Origin of the sequence: Pseudomonas laurentiana (assembly GCF_014648275.1) — a bacterium.
GTDB classification, from domain to species: Bacteria; Pseudomonadota; Gammaproteobacteria; order Pseudomonadales; family Pseudomonadaceae; genus Aquipseudomonas; species Aquipseudomonas laurentiana.
Genome location: NZ_BMQU01000035.1, coordinates 1 through 26,004, shown reverse-complemented (window position 1 = coordinate 26,004; position 26,004 = coordinate 1). Strand labels below are relative to the sequence as shown.

At 57.8% G+C, this 26,004-nt stretch carries 22 protein-coding genes and 2 pseudogenes; all 24 read right to left on the bottom strand.

Translation table 11 applies throughout. From position 1 onward, the window contains the following. Positions 1-39 precede the first annotated feature (39 nt). Positions 40-924, bottom strand: a complete 885-nt coding sequence (locus tag IE038_RS22595) for a DUF4123 domain-containing protein (RefSeq protein ID WP_163937479.1) — start codon at positions 922-924, stop codon at positions 40-42. After that, a complete protein-coding gene (locus IE038_RS22590) occupies positions 921-2,942 on the bottom strand; it encodes a type VI secretion system Vgr family protein (protein ID WP_189396330.1) in 2,022 nt (673 codons plus the stop codon). The genes IE038_RS22595 and IE038_RS22590 overlap by 4 nt, the downstream gene beginning before the upstream one ends. A gap of 183 nt (positions 2,943-3,125) precedes the next feature. After that, a complete protein-coding gene (locus tag IE038_RS22585; RefSeq protein WP_163937476.1) occupies positions 3,126-4,085 on the bottom strand; it encodes a serine/threonine-protein kinase in 960 nt (319 codons plus the stop codon). Then, on the bottom strand, positions 4,082-4,810 hold the full coding sequence (locus IE038_RS22580; RefSeq protein ID WP_163937473.1) for a PP2C family protein-serine/threonine phosphatase: 729 nt from the start codon (positions 4,808-4,810) through the stop codon (positions 4,082-4,084). Before IE038_RS22580 ends, IE038_RS22585 begins: the two co-directional genes overlap by 4 nt. Then, positions 4,810-8,322 (bottom strand): type VI secretion system membrane subunit TssM, encoded by a 3,513-nt coding sequence (gene tssM, locus IE038_RS22575; protein WP_163937471.1) that lies wholly within the window; start codon positions 8,320-8,322, stop codon positions 4,810-4,812. The genes IE038_RS22580 and tssM overlap by 1 nt, the downstream gene beginning before the upstream one ends. Next, entirely contained in the window at positions 8,319-9,206 is an 888-nt protein-coding gene (icmH, locus tag IE038_RS22570; RefSeq protein WP_189396329.1) for a type IVB secretion system protein IcmH/DotU, read from the bottom strand. The genes tssM and icmH overlap by 4 nt, the downstream gene beginning before the upstream one ends. 5 nt (positions 9,207-9,211) lie before the next feature. After that, positions 9,212-10,543, bottom strand: a complete 1,332-nt coding sequence (tssK, locus tag IE038_RS22565; RefSeq protein ID WP_189396328.1) for a type VI secretion system baseplate subunit TssK — start codon at positions 10,541-10,543, stop codon at positions 9,212-9,214. Positions 10,544-10,545: 2 nt separating this feature from the next. Continuing rightward, positions 10,546-11,043, bottom strand: coding sequence for a type VI secretion system lipoprotein TssJ (gene tssJ / locus IE038_RS22560; protein ID WP_163935739.1), 498 nt, complete (start codon positions 11,041-11,043; stop codon positions 10,546-10,548). A gap of 5 nt (positions 11,044-11,048) precedes the next feature. Continuing rightward, complete coding sequence (tagH, locus tag IE038_RS22555; protein ID WP_163935736.1) at positions 11,049-12,254, bottom strand: type VI secretion system-associated FHA domain protein TagH; 1,206 nt, start codon at positions 12,252-12,254, stop codon at positions 11,049-11,051. Between the two features lie 17 nt (positions 12,255-12,271). Continuing rightward, on the bottom strand, positions 12,272-12,403 hold the full coding sequence (locus IE038_RS22550; protein WP_163935734.1) for a type VI secretion protein: 132 nt from the start codon (positions 12,401-12,403) through the stop codon (positions 12,272-12,274). Between the two features lie 85 nt (positions 12,404-12,488). Next, positions 12,489-14,006: a sigma-54-dependent Fis family transcriptional regulator gene (locus IE038_RS22545; protein ID WP_163935731.1), complete on the bottom strand. Its 1,518-nt coding sequence runs from the start codon at positions 14,004-14,006 to the stop codon at positions 12,489-12,491. A 10-nt stretch (positions 14,007-14,016) separates the two neighbouring features. Continuing rightward, complete coding sequence (tssH, locus tag IE038_RS22540) at positions 14,017-16,623, bottom strand: type VI secretion system ATPase TssH (RefSeq protein ID WP_163935728.1); 2,607 nt, start codon at positions 16,621-16,623, stop codon at positions 14,017-14,019. A gap of 13 nt (positions 16,624-16,636) precedes the next feature. Beyond that, positions 16,637-17,644 (bottom strand): type VI secretion system baseplate subunit TssG, encoded by a 1,008-nt coding sequence (gene tssG / locus IE038_RS22535; protein WP_163935725.1) that lies wholly within the window; start codon positions 17,642-17,644, stop codon positions 16,637-16,639. Then, on the bottom strand, positions 17,608-19,398 hold the full coding sequence (tssF, locus tag IE038_RS22530; RefSeq protein ID WP_163935722.1) for a type VI secretion system baseplate subunit TssF: 1,791 nt from the start codon (positions 19,396-19,398) through the stop codon (positions 17,608-17,610). The genes tssG and tssF overlap by 37 nt, the downstream gene beginning before the upstream one ends. An 87-nt stretch (positions 19,399-19,485) precedes the next feature. Next, entirely contained in the window at positions 19,486-19,893 is a 408-nt protein-coding gene (tssE, locus tag IE038_RS22525; RefSeq protein ID WP_163935719.1) for a type VI secretion system baseplate subunit TssE, read from the bottom strand. Positions 19,894-19,907: 14 nt separating this feature from the next. Next, complete coding sequence (gene tssC / locus IE038_RS22520) at positions 19,908-21,383, bottom strand: type VI secretion system contractile sheath large subunit (protein WP_189396327.1); 1,476 nt, start codon at positions 21,381-21,383, stop codon at positions 19,908-19,910. Between the two features lie 29 nt (positions 21,384-21,412). Next, positions 21,413-21,919, bottom strand: a complete 507-nt coding sequence (gene tssB / locus IE038_RS22515; RefSeq protein WP_189396326.1) for a type VI secretion system contractile sheath small subunit — start codon at positions 21,917-21,919, stop codon at positions 21,413-21,415. Between the two features lie 32 nt (positions 21,920-21,951). Beyond that, positions 21,952-23,508: a type VI secretion system protein TssA gene (tssA, locus tag IE038_RS22510; protein ID WP_189396325.1), complete on the bottom strand. Its 1,557-nt coding sequence runs from the start codon at positions 23,506-23,508 to the stop codon at positions 21,952-21,954. A gap of 330 nt (positions 23,509-23,838) precedes the next feature. Then, complete coding sequence (locus IE038_RS22505; RefSeq protein ID WP_163939815.1) at positions 23,839-24,102, bottom strand: PAAR domain-containing protein; 264 nt, start codon at positions 24,100-24,102, stop codon at positions 23,839-23,841. Between the two features lie 128 nt (positions 24,103-24,230). After that, positions 24,231-24,389, bottom strand: a pseudogene (locus IE038_RS22500) (RHS repeat-associated core domain-containing protein); the annotation flags it as partial. 135 nt (positions 24,390-24,524) lie between these two features. Continuing rightward, positions 24,525-24,962, bottom strand: a complete 438-nt coding sequence (locus IE038_RS22495) for an immunity 26/phosphotriesterase HocA family protein (protein WP_189396323.1) — start codon at positions 24,960-24,962, stop codon at positions 24,525-24,527. A 20-nt stretch (positions 24,963-24,982) separates the two neighbouring features. Beyond that, positions 24,983-25,192: a hypothetical protein gene (locus tag IE038_RS22490; RefSeq protein WP_189396322.1), complete on the bottom strand. Its 210-nt coding sequence runs from the start codon at positions 25,190-25,192 to the stop codon at positions 24,983-24,985. A 120-nt stretch (positions 25,193-25,312) separates the two neighbouring features. Further along, positions 25,313-25,531: pseudogene (locus tag IE038_RS24735) on the bottom strand (RHS repeat-associated core domain-containing protein); the annotation flags it as partial. 46 nt (positions 25,532-25,577) lie between these two features. Further along, a partial coding sequence (locus IE038_RS22480) for a hypothetical protein (RefSeq protein ID WP_229775724.1) occupies positions 25,578-26,004 on the bottom strand: 427 nt, incomplete at its 5' end.

The following is a 26,004-nucleotide window of genomic DNA, read 5'->3' as shown; positions in this document are numbered from 1 at the left end:
GACGTACGTGTTCAAGCTCTGCCTGACTGGCTTCCTGATTCATGTTGCATCCTTGTCTAATTCGATTGCCAGGCAGTGATCATCCAACCCCCTCAGGCGTTGATCCGCAGACAGCCTGAACGCCTCGGGACTGAGTGCCAGCCAACGTCGGTAGGGGCTGCCGGGGTGCTCAGTAAAGTCATCGCCCCAGCGCAGGCTGTACTTCAGCCAAATGACCAGACTCCGCTCCGTCGTCAGCCCCCAGGCCTCGCCGTCATCCAGGCGAGCTTCAAACCACTGCGCGAGGGTGCGTTGATCACGCGCAGCCAACGATGGCGCAAAATACTGGGCAAGCTGCGCATACAGCCGCTCGATAAACCGCCAGCGCCCGGCGTTACCCAGCGCTTCAAGCTGCGCATGACTGAGCAACGCGTGCTTGTCGAGCCACGTCGGCGGCGCTGTCGAACGGACAAAGGTGCGCCAGCAGGTGGCATCGCACACCTCCCAGGCATGATGGGGCTCAGGTACCTGCCAGGCATCGAGTGGCCCCAGCACCTCATCCAGATGCACGGCGGGGTAGCTGCCCAGCCAGAAGTACGCCACCAATGGATCGGCGAAACGCAGCAGGCCAGTGCCACCCAACGTATCGGGCGGCGCGATGAAATGGCGCAGGTGCTCCGCCACCACCGTCATCGGCTGAGCGCTGTACAGCAGGCTGACGCTGTTGGCCCCGCCGTTGTCTGCAGTGCTCGCGTCCTGGAGAAGCACTGAATGCGCGGGGGCCCTCACCAGTATCGGCCCCAGGTCCGACAGCTCGGCCCAGCGCGTTCCGGCGTAAAGCGGTACAACCTCCAACGGTTCGTGATAACCCTGCAGCCAGACCGGGGCTTCCGGCCTGAGCACGCCATCGATCAACAGGTAGTCGGCCGGGCGCTCTGAAATCATGCTGGCTGCGCCTGCGCTCGGGCCCGCTCACAGACTTCAGAGCGCGCTGGAGCGTCCAATAAAGCCTGCCGTTGTGCCAGTACCTGAGGCGCCGACAACGCACCGACCACACCCGGCAATAGTGGGCTGGCGGGTCTGGCGGATGCAGGCGCCCCGCCCAACTGAATGTCCACGCTGCTGAAGATGCCGCCAGCGCTGATCACCACCTGCTGACCGCCGCCTCTCAGGGCCAGGCAGGCACCTGCATCGACCACCACGGAGGCCCCCGCCTTCAGGTGCACCTCCTGCCCCGCCTCGACCACCAGCACCTGCCCGACCCGGGTATGACAGCTGTCTGCCACGTGCCGGTAGTCATTGGCCTTGAGGTGTACCTTGCGGTCGCCACTGACATGGTGATGCTGCTCAGCGTCCAGGACTGTGACGCAGTTACCTTTCACGGTGGTCTTGCGCTCATGGCCGACGTCCAGTCGACAGTTGTGCTCGACCTTCTGTTCCATATCACGCTGGGCGCGCAGGTAAATCAGTTCCTGGCCCTTGCGGTCTTCAATATGCACCTCGTTGAAACCACTACTGCCCGTCGTACTGCGGCTACGAAAGACGCTGCGGGTACTGCTTGCCGGCAAATCATGCGGCACCGGATTCACGCTGTTCGGTAGGCAACTGCTGACCAGCGGACGGTCCGGATCCCCCTCCAGGAAAGTGACCAATACCTCCATACCCACACGGGGAATGACGACACTGCCGAAGCGGTCTCCCGCCCAACCTGATGCCACCCGTACCCAGCAACTGCTGTGGTCGTTGCATTGGCCGTCACGGTCCCAGTGGAACTGCACCTTGATCCGGCCATAGGCATCGCAATAGATCTCTTCGCCTTTCGGGCCAGTCACGCGGGCGGTCTGGCTCCCCAGTATGCGCGGTTTCGGATAGGCCTTCGGCGGGCGGTAAAACACATCGCAGGGTGTGGCGGTAAAGCGGTTACGGTAACCTTGCGAGAACTCGCCCCCGTCGTCGTGGGCAACGTGTTCCTCCAATACCTGGGGCTGCTTGCCCTCATGCGTGATGGCGGTCAGCAGCCATAGGGTATTCCACACCCTGCGCGGGTGCTCGGAGAGTTCCAGCAGATAGCCGCTGACCAGCGCAGGTTGATCGCTGTGGCCTTCGGCCTGACGGTAGTCGGCACGGTGACGTTCCATGGTCCGCTGGCTGAGCGGCTTGCCACGCTCGCCCGTCAGGAAGCCTCCGGGGTAGCAGTACTCTTCCAGGTCTGGCTCTGGAAACAAGGCCTCCGCCGCCGCCTCGGCCTGCAACACATGGCCGGACTTCTCAAAGTCGTAGTCACGCAGCGTGGCTCGCCGGGCGCGGGCTTCCAGGCGGACCTCGAAGCGTTTGATCACCGGTTCGTCAGCCACCATGCCTTTGTCCTGCTGGTAAGGCGTGGGCCGGCCGAGTTTGGGGAAAAAGGTTTGATGGTCACTGAACACCACGACATGACCATCAGGGCGATGAGCAAAGCGATAACTCACACCCGCCTCATGGCATAGCCGCTGAATGAAATGCAGGTCGGTTTCGCCGTACTGCACGCAGTACTCACGCACAGTGGCAGTCTTCTCCAGATGCATCTGGTAGCCATTGCTGAGGATGCCGTGGTCTTTCAGCACCTGCGCAATGATCTGCTCCAGGGTGCGCTGCTGAAAGATGCGGTGGTTGCGGCGCAGCGCCAGGTAGGCCAGTTGCGGCACCAGCGTCAGATGGTAGTGGGTCAGGCGTTTGCCGGACTCACCCCGCACGATGCGGAACACCTGCCCGTGAATGCCTGCCCCCTGATCATTGAACGCCAGAAATGCCTGTTTGTGCAGCACGTGCTCAAGCGACAGATCGGCACGCTCGCTGACCAGCGCCACCTCAAAGGCATAGGGCGTGCTGATGGCTTCCTCGCCACTGAAAGCCAGCACCTTGAAGTCGTGATCGACGTCGTTGAACGTCAGGCTGAACGCGGTTTGATTGGCGCAAGCGAACATCCGTTGTCCCTTTCGCAAGTTCGATAAGCAGGGTGTTTGCGCGTACGCAAACAGCCCGAATCCAAGAGGGAAACAACGCTACCAGAGACGTTTCCGGAAGGATGTAGGACGCGTCTGAAAGTGAGTTCCAGCCACTCGGCATGCCGCGCTGTTTCCGATGTGAATCCACGCGCTATGCTGGCGTCACCACCACCGCCCTTGCCAACGCGCCCGCCAAAACGGCACGCGGCTCAAAGCAGCGTGCAGTTCGGAAGCGGTCATGGTTCGCCGTGATGCATCCAACGCCAACGCGGTGCGCAGGGCCGACCAGCAATGCCTGGGCAGCGTGTTCGGCGCACGCAGTTCTCGCTCCAGGCCTTCGGTGCGGGCCTGGGTTGCAGGCAAACGACGGTAGGGATGCTTGCCACCGGCCAGCTCATAAAGCACACAGGCCAACGCAAACACATCGGAGCAAGCGGATGGCGCTGCCCCCTCCAGCAATTCAGCGGCGGCATACCCCGGGGTCCAGGCGTTGAAACGGGTTCGACTCAAGCGTGCGAGACCTGGCATCCCCTCCTCGGCTTGCCCAAGGCCAAAATCGAACAAGCGCGGACCGTCGTCACAGAGCATCACATTGCTGGGTTTAAGATCAGCGTGCAGCACACCGCGCCGGTGCGCATGAACCACGGCATCAAGCAGCGGCAAGGCAATACTGCGCAACATTTTCCACGGCAGCCCCAGTGGATGCTCGCAGAGGAGCCTGTCCAGCGTCAGGCCTTGCATCAGCTCCATGCTGATAAAGGCACGCTGGCAATCGGTGTCGACCTCAAAGGTGTACAGGCGCACGACATTCGGATGGTACAGGTGCCGGGTAAGCGCGAACTCGCTGTACAACAGCGCCGCGCCATCTGGCGACTGGTCGAGGCTGTCTGCGAGAAACTTCAGCGCAACAAGGGGCGCGGGATCGCCGAACTGCTCATGCAACAAGTCCCGCGCACGGTAGACACACCCCATGCCACCGACACCGAGCAGGCGCTCGATGCGGTAACGCCCGGCCACCACGTCAGGCAGCGCCTTGCCACGGACACTTGCAGGTGCGCATTGAACCTGATCGGCACCGACAAAGGCCGAGTGAAGGCCAGCCTCGCTCGCACGTTCACTCATCGACGAATCACCACCGCTGTCAGGTTGTCCTGCGCACGACCAGACAGCGCGACATCGAACAACTGTTGCAGCGCGCCTTGCGGTGTTGAACGACTTAGCGCATTGCCCAGTACCTCACACCCCAACGCCTGATGGAGACCGTCGGTACACAGCAGCAAGGTGTCGCCGGGACAGACGTTGAACTCAAGCATGTCCAAGGTCAGTTGCGCCCGAGCCCCGACCGCCTGGGTCAAGGCACTCGCCGACGGATGGGCACGCGCCTGTTCGATGCTCATCTGTTGCTGTTCAATCAACTGCTGCTGCAACGAATGATCCCTGGACAACTGGTACAGGCACCCCTCCCGCCACAGGTAACAGCGACTGTCGCCTGCCCAGATACACGCCGCACGACGGCCCTCCAGTAACAAGGTGACGACTGTACTGCCCATGATGCGCTCAGCGTGCCCCTGCGCAACGGTCAGCTCCTGGTTCAGGCGCCGGTTGATCCAGTGCAGGCACTGGCGTACCGCCTTGACCCGCTCATCAAGGCTCGGCAGCAGCGGCAGCGCAGCCAGGCTGGATACGATCAACTGACTGGCCAAGCCACCACACTCGTAGCCACCCATGCCATCCGCAACCACCCAGAGCCCGTGCTCGGGGCAGTCGAGGAACGCGTCTTCGTTGCTCTCACGCACCTTGCCAATGTCGGTACGTCCCAGGCTGCGCCACAGTGCTTCAGCCGACATCAGAGCTGTACCGGCATGCGAAAGGTACGCAAGACGCTCATATCAAACGGATTCGGCGTGCGTTGACTCATCAACAGGTAGTTGGCCCGCAGGCCACCTACGTCAGCCTTGAGCACCACGACATCACGACCACTGAGGTACTCGGTCTGCATCAGATCAAACAAGCGGAACAAGGACCAGGGCCCGGTGTTCTTCTCGATGCCGATCGGTCGTCCAACCGCACGCTCAAGCACCAGGCTGCTACGCCCTCCTTGTGCATCGGTCGGCCAGATGAACGCCGTTGGCACGATGGGACCATGGCGGTATTCAACAACCTGATTGCCAAAGCGGAACTCGGCACGGCTCACGGACGGATCGAGGGTGTAGGGTTCAAACTTGAACTGCACTTCGGGCTCGTTCGGGTTCTGGGCGAAAAAGCTCTGTCGAATCACCTGCAGCGCAGCCATTTGATCCAGGTAGGTGCTGGAGGCGGGCAAACTCCGGCCATCGATGCTGCGCAGGCGATAGCGGCCAGGATCACCGCTGACGAAGGGCCTCATGTACGTCTCGAAGAAGCGCTCGGCAATCCCCTGGGCTTTGAAGAACTCGCGAAAGTCAGTCAACGCAACATCACTGGCGCTGTGGGCGTCAAACGGGTAGCGCTTGTGGACCGCCTTGCGATAAAAGCTGTACAACTCGCTCTGGTATCGCTGATTCAAGTAACGGTAGGTATCGTCAAGCACCAGACGCCAACTGTCTTCGGCCAGCACGCTGAACCAGGCACTGACCGGCCGCGGCAAACGCCCCGACGCGTTGCGCAAGCTGCTCAAGGCATCGCGCTGGCCGCTCATGCGGGCCTTGGCCATGTCAAATGCAGCCTGCTCGGGCGCACTGGCGCGAGCCAGGCTTGCGAGTTGCAACTGCACGTCGTTCAGCGCATTCAAGGCCGGCGTCAGGTCACCGGCCGGGCCATTGTTACTATCAAGTAACCGGTGCAGGGGTTCAAAACGCCGCTGCAGCGCCTGCTTTGCCGTGTCCGGAAGCGCCTTGGCCAACGCACCCTGGGCCTGACCGGCAGCAGCTGTGGCCAGTTTGCCCAGCGCACCGGCCTTGTCACCTGAGTTTTCCGCAAGTGCCGGTACGCTGCCCTGTATCTCGGCAACCAAGGCAAAACGCGTGTTTTCTCGTACTTCCTGCAGCAGTTGCAGTACTGGCGAGTTGGCCGAAATCAGCCCGGCCAGCAACTCGGCCGCTTCGCCTGCATCATTCGACGGCCGTAACGCAACCCGACCGACCGCATCCCCCCAGTAGTTGGCATAGTCGCGGAAATAACGTTGTTCAAGCTCCACCAGCAACCGGCGCAAGTCCATGGCACTGATATCGCTGCCCTCACCCAAGACCCAGTTGTCACGCAGGATATCGGTCACCAGATGGCTGCCGTGAAGCACAAAGTACTGCTGATACCCCTGCTGGGTGTAGAAACCCGGAATCACATGATCGGCCCCGACAAACAAGCCGCCCTGTGAGCCCAGGTGCTGGCTCAAGCGATAATCCGGCATGCTGCGCGCCTGTTCGCGTAACACACGATAGACCACATTGGCCAGAGACTCGCCACGCAACACATGGCGCGCTTGACCGACCAACGTATCGTTGAGCGGATAACTGAACGGCCGGGCCAGCAAGCGTTCAAGATGGGCATTGAGGCCTTCCTGGAGCGCCGTGTTACCGGCATGACGTACAGACCACTCTGACGCCAGCCATTGTTTGAGCCAGGCCGCATCACGACGCCCTGTCACGTTCAGCATCAGGTAGGCACGCAGGTTGTTGAGCAAGCGCTCACGGTCTTTCAGGCTGCCACGGACCTGCCCTTCAAGCTGCGTTGCCAGCCAAGGCAACAGACGCCCCTCCAGCTCACGCTCGTATGCTGCAGTGAGCGATGGATTGCTGGCATCGCCCTGATACAGCCCTGTACGCTCAAAGGCTGAGACGTGCTCATCCGACGGAAACACCTGGGTTGCGGCAAAGCGCAGGTCAAGTGCCTTGAGCAAGGTTTCCGGCTCGTTCGCCGCCAGCGCGTGTGAGTCCTGCGCTGCCCATTGCCTGGCCAGTTCACGCACCTGTTCAAAGCGCTCGTGATTGGCCGAAAAACCACTGCTCCACAACAGGCCAAGCCCCGCCAGCGCCGTCAGTGCAATACCGTAAACGGCACGTTGCCCCCAGTGAATACGGCGGCGCTCACGCTTGTCCAATCCGGCAAGATCGGCTTCGGGAAAAATGACCTTGCTGAACACGTGATGGATAAACCGCGGTTGCCCTGTAGACGCGACCGCCGGCAAATCGATACGCGCCTGCTGTTTGATCGGTGCGCTAGCCTGGGTCGGCGCGGGTGCAGCGCTGGTCAGGTAAAAACCGCGTAACGGAATGGCTTGCTGATAGCGATTGCCGCGAAACGTCTTCTGGACGAACTCACACAAGCCGTCACCCAGCGGCCCCAACTGATTCGGAAAATCGAGAATCAACCCACGCTGCTCGATATCACGCTCAAGGTGCATGCGCGGAATCACCTGGTTGTTCAAACGGTGCAGCAGTGCTTCAAACTCCTCACGGAGTACACCAGTATCGGTTCCGTCCTGATTTTCACGCAGGGTACTGCCCAGCACCTGCTGGCTCTCTTCGTGCGTCAAGTGATGGAAAAAAGCCTCGAAACCCGGCAGTTGATCGGCCTTGGTCAAGACCAGGTAAACCGGAAAGTCGACATGCAATTGTTGACGAATTTCATGCAGGCGACTGCGAACCTGCTGCACGATGGCCATGAAATCGTCTTTGCCAGCGCTCAGCAGGGCATTTACCGGCACCGTCACCAGCACGCCGTTCAGCGGGCGGCTGCGTCGACGGTTACGCAAGAGGCGAAGCAAGCTAAACCAGGCGCCGGCATCGACAGCCACCTGCGATTGCTCGAGATAGCGCCCACAGGTATCAATCAAGACCCCCTGATCGGCAAAGTACCAGTCGCAGTGCTGGGTACTGACGGCAGTGCGATGTGCCTTGCGGTCAATGGTATTGAGTGGGAACTCAAGCCCTGAAAGGGCCAGCAGGCTGGTTTTTCCACTGGCCTTGGGACCAATCAGCATGTACCACGGCAAGTCGCTGCGCCATCGCTCACTACGCCCCCGGTACAGGCTCGACGTTTTCAAGGTACGCAATGCCTGCTTGAAGCGGCGAGTCAATTCGCGCCTCTGTGTTTCAATCTCCGCTCGACTGTTGCGACGCGCCTCGCTGTCCTCGAGCGTTTTGGCCAACTGCTTACGTACACTGGCGCGCCAGTCACTGAACACCAGACCCAGGCCCCACAGCAGGAACAACCCACTGATACTCAACGAACGGGAGGTCGCCGACGCCCAGAACTTGTAGTCATCAACCGCCAGCAGTGGCCCGACAAACCACACCAGCATCGCCAGGCTCAGCACCAGCAAAAGCGACCAGACCCAGGTTCTGGAGAGCCAGGTACGCATGTTTTCGAAAAAGGTTTTCATGGCATGTCTCTGTAAGGCGGCGGAAGCTGAACTGTCGTCGGATCTGTCGGCAGATAAGGCTGCAGCGCACGCTCACGCTGTTCGCCAAGCACCCAGGCAAAGCCCGAATACATCACCCCCAGGCTGACCAACGTGAACAATGCAACCATCCAGGTCGGCACGATGCGCACCAGATTTCGCCGCTGATTGCCCAAGCCCTGCCATTGCGGCGAGAGTTCGCGCGGCACATCACCACGTAACTGGCGGATGCGCTGGTAAAGGTCGTCGCGAATGCTGTCGAGCCCCTGCATGCCACGGTCTGCCACTCGGTACCTGCCCTCGAACCCGAGCGCCAGGCAGAGGTACATCAACTCCAGCATCTGCAATTGCTTGGCTGCACTTTTCAGCAAGGTCTCAAGCAGCAAGAAGAACTTCTCACCACCGAAGGTTTCGCTATGGAAGGTGCTGAGCAAACTCTTCTGCGACCAGTCGCTGTCGACACCCCACGATGTAGTGACCACCGCTTCGTCGGCCACGGTGCACAGTACATAGCGGGCCATCATGACCTGACGGCTTTCTACCCCAAGCTGACCCGCACGATGCTCAAAGTTGGTGATATGGCGCGTCAGGCGTTCGTTAAGCAACGTGAGATCTTCACCAACACGACTCTGTTTGATCCTGATGACCTCGGACAGCACGTCGGAGGCCGCAGCAACCAAGGTGTTGAGGCTCAGGGTAAAGCTGTGGGACGGGCGCGCACGGGCACTGAAAACCAACCGTCCATCAAGCTCCTCGACACGTACGGCGTCAGCCTTGTCGGTCAACGGCGCCCCATCCGGCAGGCTGCCATTGTCGGAACTGGCAAGAACGGTCCGGTCCAGATGAAGGCCCTTTTCTTCACTCATGCCGTTCAATTCCTGATAGCCCAGAAGTTCAGTTCAAGCTCGGCAAACTCGCCCGACACATGAAAGGCGAAACCACCGGAGCTCTCCAGTTGAGAACGCTCTTCAAGGCTGAGCTCCAGGATGAAGTAGCTCTTGTTGGCATGAAATGGAATTTGCCGGGGAGCCACTGGCAATGGCCTGACCTTGAGACCCGGCAGGTGCAGGTTGACCAACTGTCGAATCTGCTCCACCGCACCGACCTTGAGGTGCGCGGGTAAACGCTGGCGCAGTTCGTCACCGTCACAATGGGCGCTCGCTGCCAGCACAAACGACGCCGAGTCCAGCAACGTGTGGTCATGCAGTGGCGAAACCAGAACACCGTATTGACGCACTTGCAGCTCAAGCTCAATGGCATGCTGCTCAAGCACCATCGACAGTACCTGGCGAATGGCGTCCATCACATTGCGAAAGCTGGCACCCTGGTCACTGTGCTGATAACGGCTGTCCAACCGCGGGCGCTTGTCCTCGCTGGAAAAGGTTGCCAGATCGCCGAGCATCGAGAGTAGCGTGCGGTACAAGGCTTCTGGGTGCACCTGTTCGATATCCAGAAAATGACGCAATACCAACTCGGTTCGGTTGATCAACTGCAGCATCATGAAGTCCCCCACCTCGGCACCGCCCACCTTGCCGTTGGAGCGGATTCGATCGGCCAGGGCGTCCCCCCGATGGGCCAACAGGCTGATGACTTCCTTCAGGCAGGACAGCAAATAGCCAGACGCCTGTGCATTGATGAACGTTGGTACGAAATGCTCTGCCAGGGTGATCGCGCCATCCGGGGACGTGTCGAAGACTTCGCATATTTTCAGCTTTACATAAGCCTGATCGCTCTGTTGCTCACCCAGCAGCAAGCGAAAATCCGGACGCGCGCAACTGATCATGCTGCTGGATTCGCCGCCGGCATTGGAATCGGCCACCTCAGTTTCGTAGTGGGTGTAACGTGCCAGCACATCGGAATGCTCCGGACGTCGAGCCTCGATGTGATTACCAGTGATCAGTGGCAGTGCCAGGTATACCGGTGTATTCCCTGTGTTCGGCGGAACATCCAGTACCAGTGGCTGTCCCTCGCCCCCCAGTTCAAACAGAGTGCCATCTGGCAAAATGCCGGACGCCAGGCTAATCGCCAGTTTCCCCATTTTAAGAAACTGCAGATCGATCTCCAGCCGCAGAAACCCCCACATGTAACTGCCCAGCAACTGGGTTCGGCTTCTCATCTGGTAGTCGTAGTAACGGTCGTTGTGCTGAAGGTGCTGCGGACGCAGCAGCATGCCTTCCTGCCAAATGACTTTGTCCCTGTTCATGGTCAGTTATCCGTGCTTGCTAAAGAGTCGTTACGGGAGCGAATGCCTGCCTGAGCAAGCACCAGTTCAACCTCGGTCAAGGCCTCGGGCGAGAGCGGAACCACGTAGTGCCAACGGGCTTGCGACAGATCGCGATAAGCAGCAACCACACCGACATAGCGACTCCCCTGTTCGACACTGAGCTTGAGCGCTATGGTTTCACCCGGTCGCAACTCCAGCTCTTCACTGGCCAACAAATCTGATGCGAGGCTCTCCCTGGCACGCTCATAGAGGCTGAAAAAGTCCGCGTTCTCGAACGCGACCGGATGCTTGAGCGCCATCAGTCGCACGACGACCGGCGACGGGCGACCGTTGAGGTCTGGATTGAGCTGATCGCTGGCCGTCAATTTGAGGTCCAGCTTGGTCAGGTTCGAGTAGGGCGAAAGCGCGGCACAACCTGCCAGTAGCAGCAGTGCCATCAACACGGCAAACGCCTTGGAACACGAGTAAACACGGGGCATACGCATCATCCTTGATGTTGGCGATTGAGGGTGGCGATCAGACGAACCTGCTCTTCGTAAGCCAGGGCGAAGTCACGCGCCAGCAAGCGCTCACTCCACTCATCGTCTTGACACAGTGCATGGTGGTAACGGCCATAGGCTTTCCAGCGACTGCCCGAGGTCGCAATCAGCGGCTGGTTCCCCTCACGCTCGAAACGCAAGGTCAACTGTTGTGGCGAGAAATGCTGAAGGGCACTGCGCAGTGCCGTCCGCGTAGCGCCGAGCAAGGCCACCTGATGCGCCTGCAGTTCGTGATACGCAAAGGCCAGTGCTTGATCAGCAGGCAATTGCCCTGGCCTTTTCGGTGACAGCATGAGGCTCACCGCCTCGCTGGCATCCGCAGTGTGCTTGAGCGGGTTACGGCTGATGCCCTGGACAGAGGTCAAGGCCAGGCGCAGCTCCCCCTTCAGTTCACTGCGCGTCTGCAAGCTTTGCTGGATACCCTCGACACTCTGCCGGAACAACCCCGCAACCTTGACCGCCAGCGCTTCACGACCTGGCTCATCAAGCACCTCAAGATCCATGCCCAGCGCCAGCCCAAACCGCGTCCAAAACCCTTCGGATCGCACGTTCTGAGTCACGGCGCGACCTTCAGGAGAAGCCATTTCCTCAGGCGACTGCAGTGTCGGCAAACGCAAATGTTCATGGGTGACGGAGGCGTAGTCAGCGCTTGGAAGCACAGGATCTGACGAGGCCAATCCCCCGGCCAACCGTTCGAATTCCGCATAGACCTGATCGTCTTCGTCTCCATCTTCAGCGTCAGGCAGATCGAAGTTGAACAACGCGCCCTGTGGAATGTGATGACTTGACTGTGGTCGAGGCTCAGCCGGTTCGGGCTTTTCCGCCGTCATGCCCACCAGCGTTGCACGGAGCTCAGCGTCGCCCACGACATACGTGAAGCCATGTTCAATCGCCAGCGACTCACCCGCGCGCAACCGTTGGCCACTGTCCTTGACCAACGTACCGTTGGTGCTGATATCAATCAGCTTGAATATGCCATTGTCGAAGGTGATCAACGCATGCTGCTTCGACAATGTGAGCGCAGCGCAAGTCAGGGGCCAGTAACAATTTCCTGCTCGCCCGATCACCCCCCCATACTCCCCAAAGGTTCTGCTGAAGGACACATCGGCAGCAGGCTGGGGCGGATTCAGCCAATCGAAAATCAGTTCCATGATGAGGCTCCTTGCGGTCACTTGCCGCGATTGAGTGCCTGCGGGTCACCCAGCGGGCGGTAGGCGTTGTCGTTGAATTTGTAGTTGCCGCTACAGCCGCCTAGAACAACCAATGCCAGCAACACAGAGGGCCAATGACGAACAGACATCAAGAAGTCTCCTTAAAACGCGCGTGCAAAACCCCAGTCCTTCCAGGACACCCGGAAAGGCGAGAAGGTAAAAAGTCATGTTTCGCTAACTGTCAGAACCACCCAGCGGGATGCTCAGGCGTCCAAGCCGATACAACAGGGTGCGACGCGGTAAGCCGAGCTCACGCGCCACCAGGGTTTGGTTACCACCGTGCTTGTGAAGGCAATCAAGCAACAATCGGCGCTCGACCTGATCCAGGCGTTCACGCAGGCTACGGGTGGGTGCCTGCGGCAAGGTGTCAAGGTTCAAGGTGAAGTGCTCGCTACGCAGTTCACCGCCTTCGCACAGCAACACTGCCCGCTCGATCAGGCCCTTGAGTTCTCTGACGTTGCCCGGGAAGCTGTATGCACCAAGGTGTTCAAATGCCGCATCGGACCACCTCAACGGCTCGCGCTGCAGAATTGCGCAGGCCTTGTCAGCGAAATGTAAAGCCAGCTCGCGCAGATCACCTTCACGCTGGCGCAGTGCCGGTAGCGTGATGGGAAACTGTGCCAGACGGTAGTAAAGGTCCTCACGAAACGTCCCTTCGCTAACCCGTGCCGAAAGATCACGGTGCGTTGCCGCAATGATCCGCACATCGATCCGTTGCGCCTGGTTGGCGCCCAGCGGACGAATCTCCCCTTCTTGCAGCACTCGCAGTAGCTTGGCCTGAAGAGCAAGTGGCATGTCCCCAACTTCATCCAGCAACAGCGTGCCGCCATCGGCAGCCGCGAACAGCCCCGCACGATCAGTATCAGCACCGGAAAAAGCCCCCTTGCGATAGCCGAACAGTTCGCTCTCCAACAGGCTCTCCGGAAGTGCCGCACAATTGTGTGCGATAAACGCCTTTGAACTACGCGGGCCGTAATCATGAATTGCCCGTGCCACCACTTCCTTGCCAGTGCCCGTCTCGCCTTGCAGCAATACCGTGTAAGGGGTGTGCAACACCTTGCTGATCAACTGATAGGTATGGCGCATCGCTGTGCTCCTGCCAATCAAGCCATAAGCACCTGAACAGACGACCGGCTCAACCCTTGGCGACGCCTCACACGTTGACCGCAGCACCCGCTGCAAGAGATGCAACTGATCCAGCACAAAACCTCCAAGTGCCCTCAGGGAACCGGCAAACCCCTGCAGATCAACCGAGACGCGGCTGGCGCATAAGATCAGGCCTGCAACCGCCTGATCACGGTTGCTCAACGGCACGCACAACAGCGAGCGCCAGAGCGTGGCTTGCCGAGGAAGAAAACTGATGTCGTGGATATCACTGCTCAGGTCACTGATACTGACCTCACGGTTTTGGCACAGCGCAAACTGCAACAGTTGCTCACCGTTGTAGTCCGCCGGTAACTCGGCTGCTTCCCGTGGCTGGAGAACGCCATCCAGCCACTCTGCGCTCAACCCCAGCGAGGTATGCGTGGCATCGAGCAGGTACACCTGACTCAATTCACAACCACTGAGCTCAGCGGTCGCTCGTACGAACTCAGCCAGTAGCGCGCCTTCATCCGCCATGCGCGACAAACTGGCATATCGAGCCAGCACGGCCTCGGCATAGACCAAGGGTTGCGCTACTTGCGTAAACATCGGCGACGCCTCAGGCAAACTCACACACAACGCCTGCGTCAGGGTCGAGCGTCACATGCACCCGCGAGAGATGCTCACCGGTGGCCATCGATTCCAGCAGACGGTCAGCTACATGCGGCAACAGATACCGATCCAGCAAGTGATCAATCAAACGCGCACCGCTATCACTTCGGGTACAACGCTGCACAAAGTGATCAACCAGACGGGGGCAATGGCTGAACACCATTTGCCGCCTGTGCAAGCGCTCGCCCAGACGCTGCAGCTTGATTTCTACCAGTTCACGAAGCACCGCAGCATCCATCGGGTAGTACGGCACGACACGCATACGCGCGAGCAACGCTGGCTTGAAATGCTGACTCAGCGTTGGTCGGATGGCCTCTTCCAGCGCCTCTGCACTGGGCCGCTCACCGTGCAGGCAAAGCGCACTGATACGCTCGCTGGCCAGGTTCGAGGTCATCAGAATCAGGGTGTTGCGGAAATCTATTTCACGCCCCTCGCCGTCATTGGCCACCCCCTTGTCGAAGATCTGATAGAACAGGTTCAGGACATCCGGGTCGGCCTTTTCGACTTCATCGAGCAGCACCACCGAATAGGGTTTCTGCCTGACCGCCTCAGTGAGCATGCCGCCCTCGCCATACCCCACATAGCCCGGCGGCGCCCCGATCAGGCGAGACACCGTGTGTTTTTCCTGAAACTCGGACATGTTGATGGTGGTGATGAAACGCTCGCCGCCATACAACAAGTCGGCCAGCGCCAATGCGGTTTCGGTCTTGCCGACACCGCTGGGGCCTACCAGCAAAAATACCCCTGCGGGTGCATCCGGTTTGTTCAGGCCTGCGGCAGCGGCACGCATCGCGCGGTCGAGGGCATGCACGGCCTGCTCCTGACCCCGAATGCGTGCTCGCAGGTCGGCAGCAAAGCAAGAGACCTTGGCATTATGTTCCTGGGCCAGCTGGGCCAACGGCACACCTGTCCAGGCGCTGATCACTTCGGCCACCAAGCGGGGACACACTTCAAAGCTGACCAGACGCTCCAGGGTCTGCGCCTCACACAAGGCATGATGAGCGTCATGGAGCGAGACCTCCAATGTCTCGATGCGGTGCTGCGCATCCACGTCCTGAGCCTGCATGTGCAAACCGATATCGCGCGCCTCGGCCAATTGCTGTCGAAGCGCCAGAAGGCGTTCGGCCAAACTGCGCTGCTGATGCCAGCGTGCTTCAAGTCGCTGCCGCTCTTCGTCCAGTTCGGCCAGATGCACCTGCAGCGTATCCAGTGCAGGCTGATCGACAACCAAGCCGGCCTCGGCATCACGGCGCAACGCCTGATACTGCCGATGACCTTCGGCCTGCTTGCCCCGCAGCAGCTCAAGGCACTCTGGTGCAGCCACCAGACTGATACGAACCCTCGCGCACGCGGTATCGAGCACATCGACGGCTTTGTCCGGCAACTGTCGACCGGCCAGGTAACGCGCCGACAACTCGGCAGCAGCCACCACTGCATCATCACGCAGGTATATACCGTGGCTTTTCTCATAGACCTGGGCCAGACCACGCAGGATCGTCACCGCCTCGCTGACGGTAGGCTCATGCAGTCGCACAGGCTGAAAGCGCCGCGCCAGAGCTGGGTCTTTCTCAAAGTATTTTTTGTACTCCGCCCAAGTAGTGGCAGCAATGGTGCGTAACTCGCCCCTGGCCAATGCAGGTTTGAGCAGGTTGGCCGCATCTGAGCCTCCGGCATTGCCACCCGCACCAATCAGGGTGTGCGCTTCATCGATGAACAGAATGATCGGTTTCGGCGAAGCCTTGACCTCGTCGATCACACCGTTAAGCCTGCGCTCGAATTCACCTTTGATGCTGGCACCCGCTTGCAGAAGCCCCATGTCCAGCGACAGCAGCTCGACCCCCTGAAGCGCCGCCGGCACCTCTGCAGCAACAATGCGCGAAGCCAGGGCCTCTACAACCGCAGTCTTGCCGACACCGGCCTCACCCACCACGATCGGATTGTTCTTGCGCCGACGCGCCAGAATATCGACCATCTGACGGATCGCAGCGTCTCGACACAGTACCGGGTCAAGCTTCCCGTCACGCGCCTGCTGCGTCAGGTTATGGGTGAAGCGCTGCAGCAATGACTCACCCGCGGCAACCGGTTTTTCCTGCGCAGAAGGCCCCTGTTGCGACAGGACGAATGCCTTCAGGCGCTCGATGTTCAACCGGGCCAGCAACGGTTGATAGCCGCTACCGGCATAGCGCAACGGGTTACGGACCATGGCGAGAATCAATGCTGCCTGCTCGACCTGGCTCTGCCCCAGCTCCAGATTTGCCACAAGCAGGGCATCCTGAAGCCATTGCACCAGTTCCGGCGCGAACACAGGGTTACGCGAAGCATTGTGCTCGGCCTTCACCTGCAGTACGGCACTCAGCTCGCCAGCGTCTATTTCTGCATCCTGTAATGCGCGTACAAGCAAGCCTTGCGGCCGCGCCAACAAACCCGATAGCAGGTCCTCGACCAGCACCCTGCTACCACCGCGAGCAACACAACGCTCTGCTGCACATTCAAGGTCTCGGCGGGTTTCAGCATCCAGCGCCTGGATAAGTTGTTGCAGATCTACGTTGATCATGAGGCCTCTGTCCTTAGTGAGTTTTGCTGCCCAAGGTAACCACGCCGTCAGCGTGCTCACGCCCCAACCAACTGGTCCAACCCAGGTGACAGGCGTTCTGTTCACCAATGCGCAGTTCGCGGATTTCCTCCTTGCGCAGGACCAGGCGGATGTCGTAATCCAGAGGGTCACGCAGCGTGAACCGCACCAACGCACACAGCGGCTGATAACCGGCTCCAATCGGCAGGAACTCGTGAAAGCGTGTCCAGTCGAGCTGACGAATATGGATACGAAACTTGCCGCTGTGATCACGCACCCATTCGCCAAGCACCAGGTCTTCGTCGAACCGGCTGTTGAACCGACCAAGGCCATTACGTTGCTCATCAAGAATGTCGACGCGGCGCTCGATGCATTGCTCGATCACCAAGTGCGCATGCTTGAAGTAGTAACGCAGCACCGACTCGATCAGCGCTGCCGAATGCGCCCGCAGGCTGAGCAGGCCGAGGTAAGGCAACAAACGCTTCCAGTTCAGCTCGCGAGCTTCGCGAATATCCCTGCCGCCTAGCCCGATCAGGGCGAACAACTGTTCGGAAAACGGGTCAAGCGCACCACTCTTGAAGCTCGCCCGATAGCGATACTTGCGCCAGATGGGCAACATCAAACGCTGCAGGCGATCGTGAAAAAGGTCCAGGAAGTGGCGTGTTGCATTACCCTCCTCGCCGTCACCCAATGCCTGCTCACCGTAAAACGCTGGCAGCGGCGATCCGGAACCAAAGAGGCTGATCAGGTTGAACCGCAACCGCGCCCGCAGCGTCCCGTGCTCGTAAAAAAACTCAACCTGCTCGATGTCACTGCCCGGGAAGCCCAGGCTTGGGTTGGCCTGAAACTCCATCTGTTCGTAAAGCTCGTCATCACTCAACTGCGGGTGATACGCACGCAGTCGGTCGATCACCAACAACACCGCCTGAAACAGCGAGTACTCTCGAATTGCCAGGCTCAAGCCTGTTAAAGCGGGGGCTGTAGCCCCATTCGCGGAATCCATTGGTACACCTCTCCTTGTGTACTTTTCACTCGTAACTCATGGTAAGAATTGAGGCTGGCGTAAAGCGCAAAAAACTCGTTCAGAACCGAAGCGAAAACAAACAGATCGCCCTCTCCGATGTAACCCTCCGGGTCAATGGTCAGTTCGGTACGCAATCCACGCAGGGGCAGTCCACGGTGCAGCCGATCCACCGGCTGATGATGGATCGACTTGAGTCCCCCCAGTAACCGCTTACTGACTTTCTCCGCGTGCTGGTCGTAATAACGGGGCAAGTCATAGGTTTCGAGAATCACCTTGAGCGCTTCGACATTGGCCAGCGACAAGTAGTTGAGCGACATGTTGCTGATCAGTTTCCAGAGAAAGTCGCGGTTCAACGGTGGCGCAAAACTCGAGGTCGTCAGGGTGATATTGCGGAAGCTGAGAAACTCCGGCGTTCCTTCGCAGGTCAGGCAAATGTCCCCCAGCTTGAGGCGGCGCGGCAGGTTCTGGTTGGTACAGGTCAGTTCAATGGACAGTGTTTCCTGCACTTCAGCCTGACGAATGGCGAAGCTCAGGTAGGTATCCAGGCCTTCATGCAACAGTGATGAACGCTGCCGAACACTGTAGTGCGGGCGGCTCTGCGGTACATCGAAGCTGGCGTCATGCTCGAAGGACTCAAACAACACATAGTCCCGGTAGCCAACGCCTCCTGTGCTCCAGCCTGCCACCCGGTCCACCGAAAATACCCCGCAGTGCTCAAGGTCATAGCTGGCTGGCAGCAGCAGGTACTCATCCTCCTTGCCATCAAGACGAATCGGCAAGGCATCGTGGTTAAACAGGTTGGCAATCGGCGTGCAATAGAGCTTCACGTTGTCCTGCGTAGGCCGCAGGCGCTGGATACCGCTCTTGCGGATATCAAAACGCAGCTCCAAGCCTCGCATCTGCGCCAACAATGCCTGCGGTAGTGTCTGCAGCACCTCAAGCCCATCAAGGTCGACAAACAGGAACTTGTCCTGAAAGGCGAAGTACTCTTGCAGATAGCGATAGCCACGGAAGGTGTTCAACGGGTAGGGAATCAGTGCCTCTTCTTCGGCAAACCCGACCGGCTGCACCCGATCGCCCGGTAGCGTGAGCATTTTCAGCTCACCCGCAGCAGTGACAAGCGGTTTGCCATCGCTGTCCAGCGGCACTAGGTCAACATGGTCCAGATTGCGTAACAGGCTGAGGTAGAGCATCTGGGGGATGTAACGGTCATCACCGGTCAGAAAAAGCCGCAACCGCCTCAGGTTCAACTCGCCAACATGGCCTTCGCTGGTCATATCCAGGCGCAAGCCCAGCAGCGCCCCATCGCCCTTGACCGAGTAGTTCAAGGCACTCAGCCTCAACGGCAGCACATCGGTTGGATAACAGGTGCGGAAACGACATTGCACACCATCGACAGGGTGACTTTTCACTGCCGTATGGCGTTCCACCCGAAAGGCCGGACCGGGGCGTTCCATCGGGTCGAACTGTAGAATGCTGAAGGCAGGTAGCGGCCGCATGTAGTTTGGCCACAGCAGATGCATCAGCGAATGACTGAGTTCTGGAAGTTCGTCATCGAGCTTCTGGCGTAGACGCCCAGTCAGAAATGCAAACCCTTCAAGCAGACGCTCCACATCCGGATCTCGCCCAGCCTGCCCCAGAAAAGGCGCCAAAGCCGGACTACGCTCAGCGAAACGGCGCCCCAACTGACGCAGCGCAGTCAGTTCACTCTGGTAGTAATGATTAAAGGACACGGCTTATCCGCCTGTCAGTCTGCTCCGTGAGCGTCCTCATACCTGGTACATACAGGACAGGTATCCTCGACAGTTTTTCATCCATGATCAGGTCACGCTCACTTGACCGCTGCCATTGAGGCACGCGGAGAAACTGGCCTGCCGTTTGACACCCTCTACTTCAAGCACCCCTTCGATACTGAAGGACAACATGAGTTGATCGTGGCAACGCGGCAGGGAAACCACCCGCACGCAGGAGAGGCGCGGCTCATAAGCCTCGATAAAAAGCTCAATGGCGCTGCGGGCCTGACTCAGGGCATCGTGCAAACTCAGACGCATGTCGTTGAGATCCGGGAGGCCATAATCGGAAAGTGTTTGTACGCTGCCCGCACGGGTACTGAGCATCTTCGCCAGATGGGCCGCCACCGAAGCCATGAGGCACGCCTCCCGGCTCCAGCCAATGCGTTTGTCGGCCTCACCACCAAGGCGCTCAAAAAGGCTGCCGTTTCCGTTCATGGCCTCGCTCCCGTTTACTCTTTGTCCAGTTTGCCCACCAGTGACAACGTAAAGTCAGCACCCATGTACTTGAAGTGCGGACGCACATTCAGGCTCACCCGGTACCAGCCCGGTTCACCTTCCACATCGCTGACAACGATCTGAGCGGCTCGCAACGGGCGCCGCCCCCGTACCTCTGCACTGGGGTTCTCCTGGTCAGCGACGTACTGCCGAATCCACTTGTTGAGCTCCAGTTCGAGGTCGGTGCGTTCTTTCCATGAACCAATCTGTTCGCGCTGCAGCACTTTCAAATAGTGAGCCAGACGATTGACGATCATCATGTACGGCAACTGGGTGCCAAGTTTGTAGTTCAGCTCTGCCGTCTTGCCTTCCGCGCTGATGCCAAAAAATTTCGGCTTTTGCACCGAGCTTGCAGAGAAAAATGCGGCATTGTCGCTGCCCTTGCGCATGGTCAAGGAAATGAAGCCTTCTTCGGCCAACTCATATTCGCGACGGTCAGACACCAGCACTTCGGTAGGAATCTTGGTCTCGATTTCGCCCATGCTTTCAAAGTGGTGCAACGGAAGGTCCTCCACTGCGCCGCCGCTTTGCGGACCGATGATGTTCGGGCACCAGCGGAACTTGGCAAAGCTGTCGGTCAGCTTGGTACCAAAGGCATAAGCCGTATTACCCCACAGATAGTGCTCATGACTGTTGGCTACGGTTTCCTTGTATACAAACGACTTCACCGGGTTTTCTTGTGGATCATAGGGGTTACGCAACAAGAAGCGCGGTAGCGTCAGGCCAAGGTAACGCGCATCCTCGGACTGCCGGAAGCTCTGCCATTTGGCGAACTGTGGGCCTTCAAAGTGATCCTTCAAGTCCTTCAAGTCTGGCAAGCCGGTAAAGCTCTCCAAACCGAAAAACTTCGGCCCGGCAGCGGCGATGAAAGGCGCATGCGACATACAGGCAACACTGGAGACGTACTGCATCAGTTTGACGTCGGGAGCGCTGGGTGAGAGGAAGTAGTTGGCAATGATCGCCCCCACCGGCTGCCCACCAAACTGACCGTACTCCGCCGTATAGATATGCTTGTACAGGCCTGACTGCATTACCTCGGGCGAGTCCTCGAAGTCATCCAGCAGGTCTTGCTTGGAAACGTTGAGAATTTCGATCTTGATGTTTTCGCGAAAGTTGGTGCGCTCCACCAACAACTGCAGGCCTCTCCAGGCAGACTCCAGCGACTGGAAATCGGCATGGTGAAGAATTTCATCCATCTGACGGCTGAGCTTGGCATCGATCTCGGCAATCATGCGATCGACCATGGCTTTCTTCACCGGCTCGCCGCTATTGTGCGGCTTCAGCAACTCCTCAATAAACGCTGACACCCCGCGTTTGGCGATGCCATAGGCATCATCGTCGGGCGTCAGGCGGGTTTCGGCGATAATGCTGTCGAGAATGCTGTACGTGCTGTTTTCAGGGCTGTTCTGTTGTGTCGCAGTGCTGCTCATGGCGATGACTTCCTTGGCAAATGGGAGGCTCAGGCGTCCTGGGTCGGGGCAGTGTTCAACCCAAGCTCACCCAGTACACGTGCACGCGACTCATCGTCGGCAAGCACACCTTCGATAGCTTTTCGAAAGGCCGGTGCGTTACCCAGCGGACCTTTGAGAGCGACCAGCGCATCACGTAGCTCCATCAGCTTTTTCAGCTCCGGGACTTGCTCAACCAGGCTGGCCGGATTGAAGTCCTTCATCGAGTTGACCCGTAACTGCACGGCCAGCTCTTCAGTGTCGCTGTCGTCCTGCAGGCGGTTAGGCACACTCAGCGTCAGGCTCAGCTCCTGCTTGGCCAGCACTTCATCAAAGGTCATTTTGTCGATACTGATCGGCTTGCGGTCCTCAACCTTGCGCTCGTCCACTCGCTGGGTATAGTCACCAATCGCCATCAACTTCAGCGGCAGTTCGATCTCCTCCTGAGCTCCGCCTGTAGCAGGTTTGAAGGTGACGTTGATGCGCTCCTTCGGGGCTACCGAGCCTTCTTTGGCCATGGTGTTTCTCCTTTCGGTTGCGGCCCTTGGGCCTATTCGAGTACCACTTCAAGATCGAGATTGCACAGCCGTCGATAAATCTCTTCCTTGCGCTCGCGTACGGCATGGTTCTGCGGCAGCAACTCACAGCAGCCGTGCAGCAGATGCAGAACCTCAAGTACAAGGTCAGGCTCCCAGGCATGCAGGCCCGAACGCTGGAGTTCCTGATCGAGGGTTTCGAGCTGCGTCTTGGCCAACTCGTACTTCTTGGCCGTGAAGCACAGTCGAGCCATGCTCAACTGCCAAAAAAAACGCGTGCGCCCTCCATGGGCATTTCTCAAGCCTTGTTTAAGATGTTGTACGGCAGCCTTCAGACCGTCCTTGCGCAGGATTGGCTGGGCAGCATCCAATGCGTCTTCCCAGGCGGGTTGGTCGGCACCGACTTCAACCTTGCGTGGCACATCGGCGCTCTGCAGATGAGGCATCACCTGCGCACTGATCCAGCGCCGAGTGGCGGGGTCGGCAAAGGGTGTACCGTCGTAAAAACGCAACTCGACTACGCCCGGCAGGCGCTGCAGTAACAAAGAAAAGTGAACTTCCACCTCACGCATCGCCTGCTCAGCACCTAACGCCTGCAGGCACTCCCAGACCAGGCGCTGGCCGTCGAACCAGAACGGCGCCTTAGCCAGGCTGGCCTCCAGCTCCAGCAGCAGATCGGCATACTGGCCCTGCTCAAACCGCTCCTGATACGCCTTCAACTTGTCGATCGGCAGCCCGCGCAACGCAGTGACCTGCTCGGTATTGCGCTCGGGTACCCCATCAATCGGCAACCACAGCAACGTGCGGTTCAGGCGCAAGGCACGAAGATCAGTCGATTTCTGACGCAGCCACCAGGCGCACAGCGGACGTGCGCTTTCCTGCTGAGCACGCAGGGCTTTATGGGCGTCCTTTTCATTGTCGATCGGCGAACCCGGCGTAAAGAGCTGCGCCGTCGCCTGCTTGACCTGAGCCACCACCGCACCGACCGCACTGGCCTCATGCCGATCATCATCGGCACGTTGAAGCATGCTGTTCAGGCGTCGACAGATAGGCAACAGCAATGGTGCATCGTCACCCAACTGTGCCGTCAGCGCCTTTTCCAACGCGTCCAGATGCTCAAGCATGCAGCGGAACAATGGTCGCTGCTCCTTGATCGGGATGCTCTCGCTCAAGACCTGATCAAGGCGCGACACCAACCAACGCATGGCTGCACTGCGAGTGCGCGGCTTCTGTGGATAGATATCCGCCCAGTACTGCTCGCACAACACATGCAACAAACCAATCCCGGCCAAAAGCCCTGGGAAAGCCTCACGTTGATACAGCGCCCACGTCAACCAGACAGCGACCCGCAGGTCCTTGGACTGATCGCGCAACAGCGTTTCGCTACGCTCAAGTACTGCCGCCCAGTCGACCTGGCCGCTTTCATGCATGGACTGCGCTTTGCCCAGCTCACTCTCCAACGCCTCGAACTCAACCGAAAAGCGGGCATCCTCTCCCCCAAAGCACCCTGGTGATACAGCGCGCCTGGCAAGATCAAGGTAACGAGCGGAAAGTTTAGTCGAGTAAGACATTCACCAACTTCACAAAAGCGAATCAATCTTCTGGGTGCACACAACTGCAAAACCGAGCGCACCGATTTTTAAATAATAAAAACAGCAGTAAACAGGCGTCGGCCATGCCAGTAAAAATTATCAGCCTGAAAGTAAAAAGCCTGACACCGAGAAGAATATCCCCTCTATGGATATTTCCTTAAAGAGGATGCTTCCTATGGAGACGTAGGAATTTTCTTTAAATCAACGAAAATAGCTAAGAAAATATCGTTCCGGCATGACGCTGCCCGGGCGGTGCTCCTAGGCCATAGGTGTTGTGATGAGTGAGATCCAACATACAAAACCACGAGGCTAGCGAATGGCGGCGCCCCGTGGACCGCTGGCAATCAGACTGGCTCCGCAGGCAGTTTTCATGCCATTAAGTGCGACGGGCACACCCTCTACGGTGTAGATACTGCTGCCTTCGACTATGGGGAAAATGCCCTTGCAGAGCGGGCAACTGACGTTATGACCGATACCCGCAATGGGCTTGCCATTGAGGTTAGTATGGGTGAAAGCCTCAAGTACAGCGCCACCATGGTTGGTGGTATCGCCTAAGCGGATGATGTCCTTCATCGTGTCACCTCTTTTCTTACAAAGTTATTTCCTATTAATTGTCCAGCAGCAACATCACTTTGCAGCTCTGATTTCTGCTAAGGCTTTTTCCAAAATGCTCATATCAGGAGGATTCTTTTTTCACCCAACCGCCCTATCAAGGGATCATTGTACCGATAGCGGTTGTAGTGCAGGCCAGTCTCGTGGTCGTAGTATTGCCCCTGAAACCGTAGCGGGTTCTGGATGCCTTTGTGCTGGGCCCAGTCCGAGTACTGGACCTGGGTTTCTCCCCAGGCCTTGTGCTGCGCGCGCCGAATAGTCAACAGGTAACTTTTGAACATCGGCCTGGAAGCTTTCTACAATCCTCTCCAATATCACCCAAGTGACTTATGCCTATCACTATACTCAGTGCTGACTTAGCTTTATGGAGAAAACCACCCCCGTTATTTAATTGGCAACCTCAATGACTCCACCCATTTATTAGGAACACCGTTAAAATAATCACGCAACCTATCCTCCACATGCACAGGATCCCACACAGCAGCTCGTTCTAACCCCTCACACTGTTCTCGGCACGCCGAAACCTCTGCACCTCCTTGGTAAAGAGAGTACTTTTTACTAATAGGATCAACTTTAAAAAAAACCGGACTTTCAAAAAGACTTGCATCCAGAGGAGAGTTACCTATCACCTCCCATTTCTTGGATGAAAATGTGCTTTTCATAACCCATATTTTAAACAGATCCCTTGAAGCTACAATTTGATTAATCGAGAGCCTCTTCTCCGCCAGAGCATCGTAAAATAAAACCAATGGAAAATCTAAAACCCGAGCAAAGGCGAAACTTCCACTACCTAGATCAATTCTCAAAAAATCACCCTTCACCCACCCCTTCCTACCCATACTCACTCTCCAAACTCACCATTAGCCGAATCAATATAGTGTTTAAGTTTTTTATTTTTTGGCGATATACTATTTATAGCGCTACCTGATGTCCCACCCATTGATTTAGCTCCCCCATTAGCCTCAATAAGCTGCTGCTCTCGACCACGTCTTGCATCTACACTCTCCGAGCTTTTATCAAGAATCGCTGGACCATATCCCTGCTTGTTCATATGGTGACCGCTATCTCGCCTCGCGACATTAACCTCTGGCAAGTCACACCCACATGTTCGACCAGAATAGACCTGCTCAGTAGCTGGATTGAGTTTCATATATGTCTGGTATGTCTTCTTCGCCAACCCAAACGGATCAATCCAGAAAACCGGATTCGGCGCATACACATACAGGTTCAGCCCACCCGCATAGCCAATCGGGTCCTTGCTGATAAACCGCCCGACCAAGGGATCATAGTACCGATAGCGGTTGTAGTGCAGGCCCGTCTCGTGGTCGTAGTATTGCCCCTGAAACCGTAGCGGGTTCTGGATGCCTTTGTGCTGAGCCCAGTCCGATTTATTATGAACTTATTCGTTAGCGATGATGCTTACCACCACATATCTATCACTTTCTGGTTCGTATTTCTGCGAGCGCTTTTTCCAAGATCCTTAGATCTGGTGGAGCCTTTGAGGAAGCCTTAGCTTTTATCCAAGAGTCAACTTTTCGCTTACGCAACTCTTCACCCTCGTCAGTAAAATCCTCCTTATAATAGCATCTATCTATTAGACGCCCCTCATCATCGAAAGCTTTAACACACAACAAATCATTATCATGAAAAAACTTTCTCAAGGACACCTGGCGTCTTCTTGATATCTCCTGAGCCACATCATCAGGTACTATATCACCATTTTCGTTCAAAACTTTGTATGCTGAAACCAATGCTTCAACAGTGCCCCACACCAAATAATTTTTTTCCACGTCAAGGCATGGCGGCCTCAAGGAGCAAGTGCAACAGCTAGTTAAAAAATCGGAGCGCGCTAATTCCGAAATT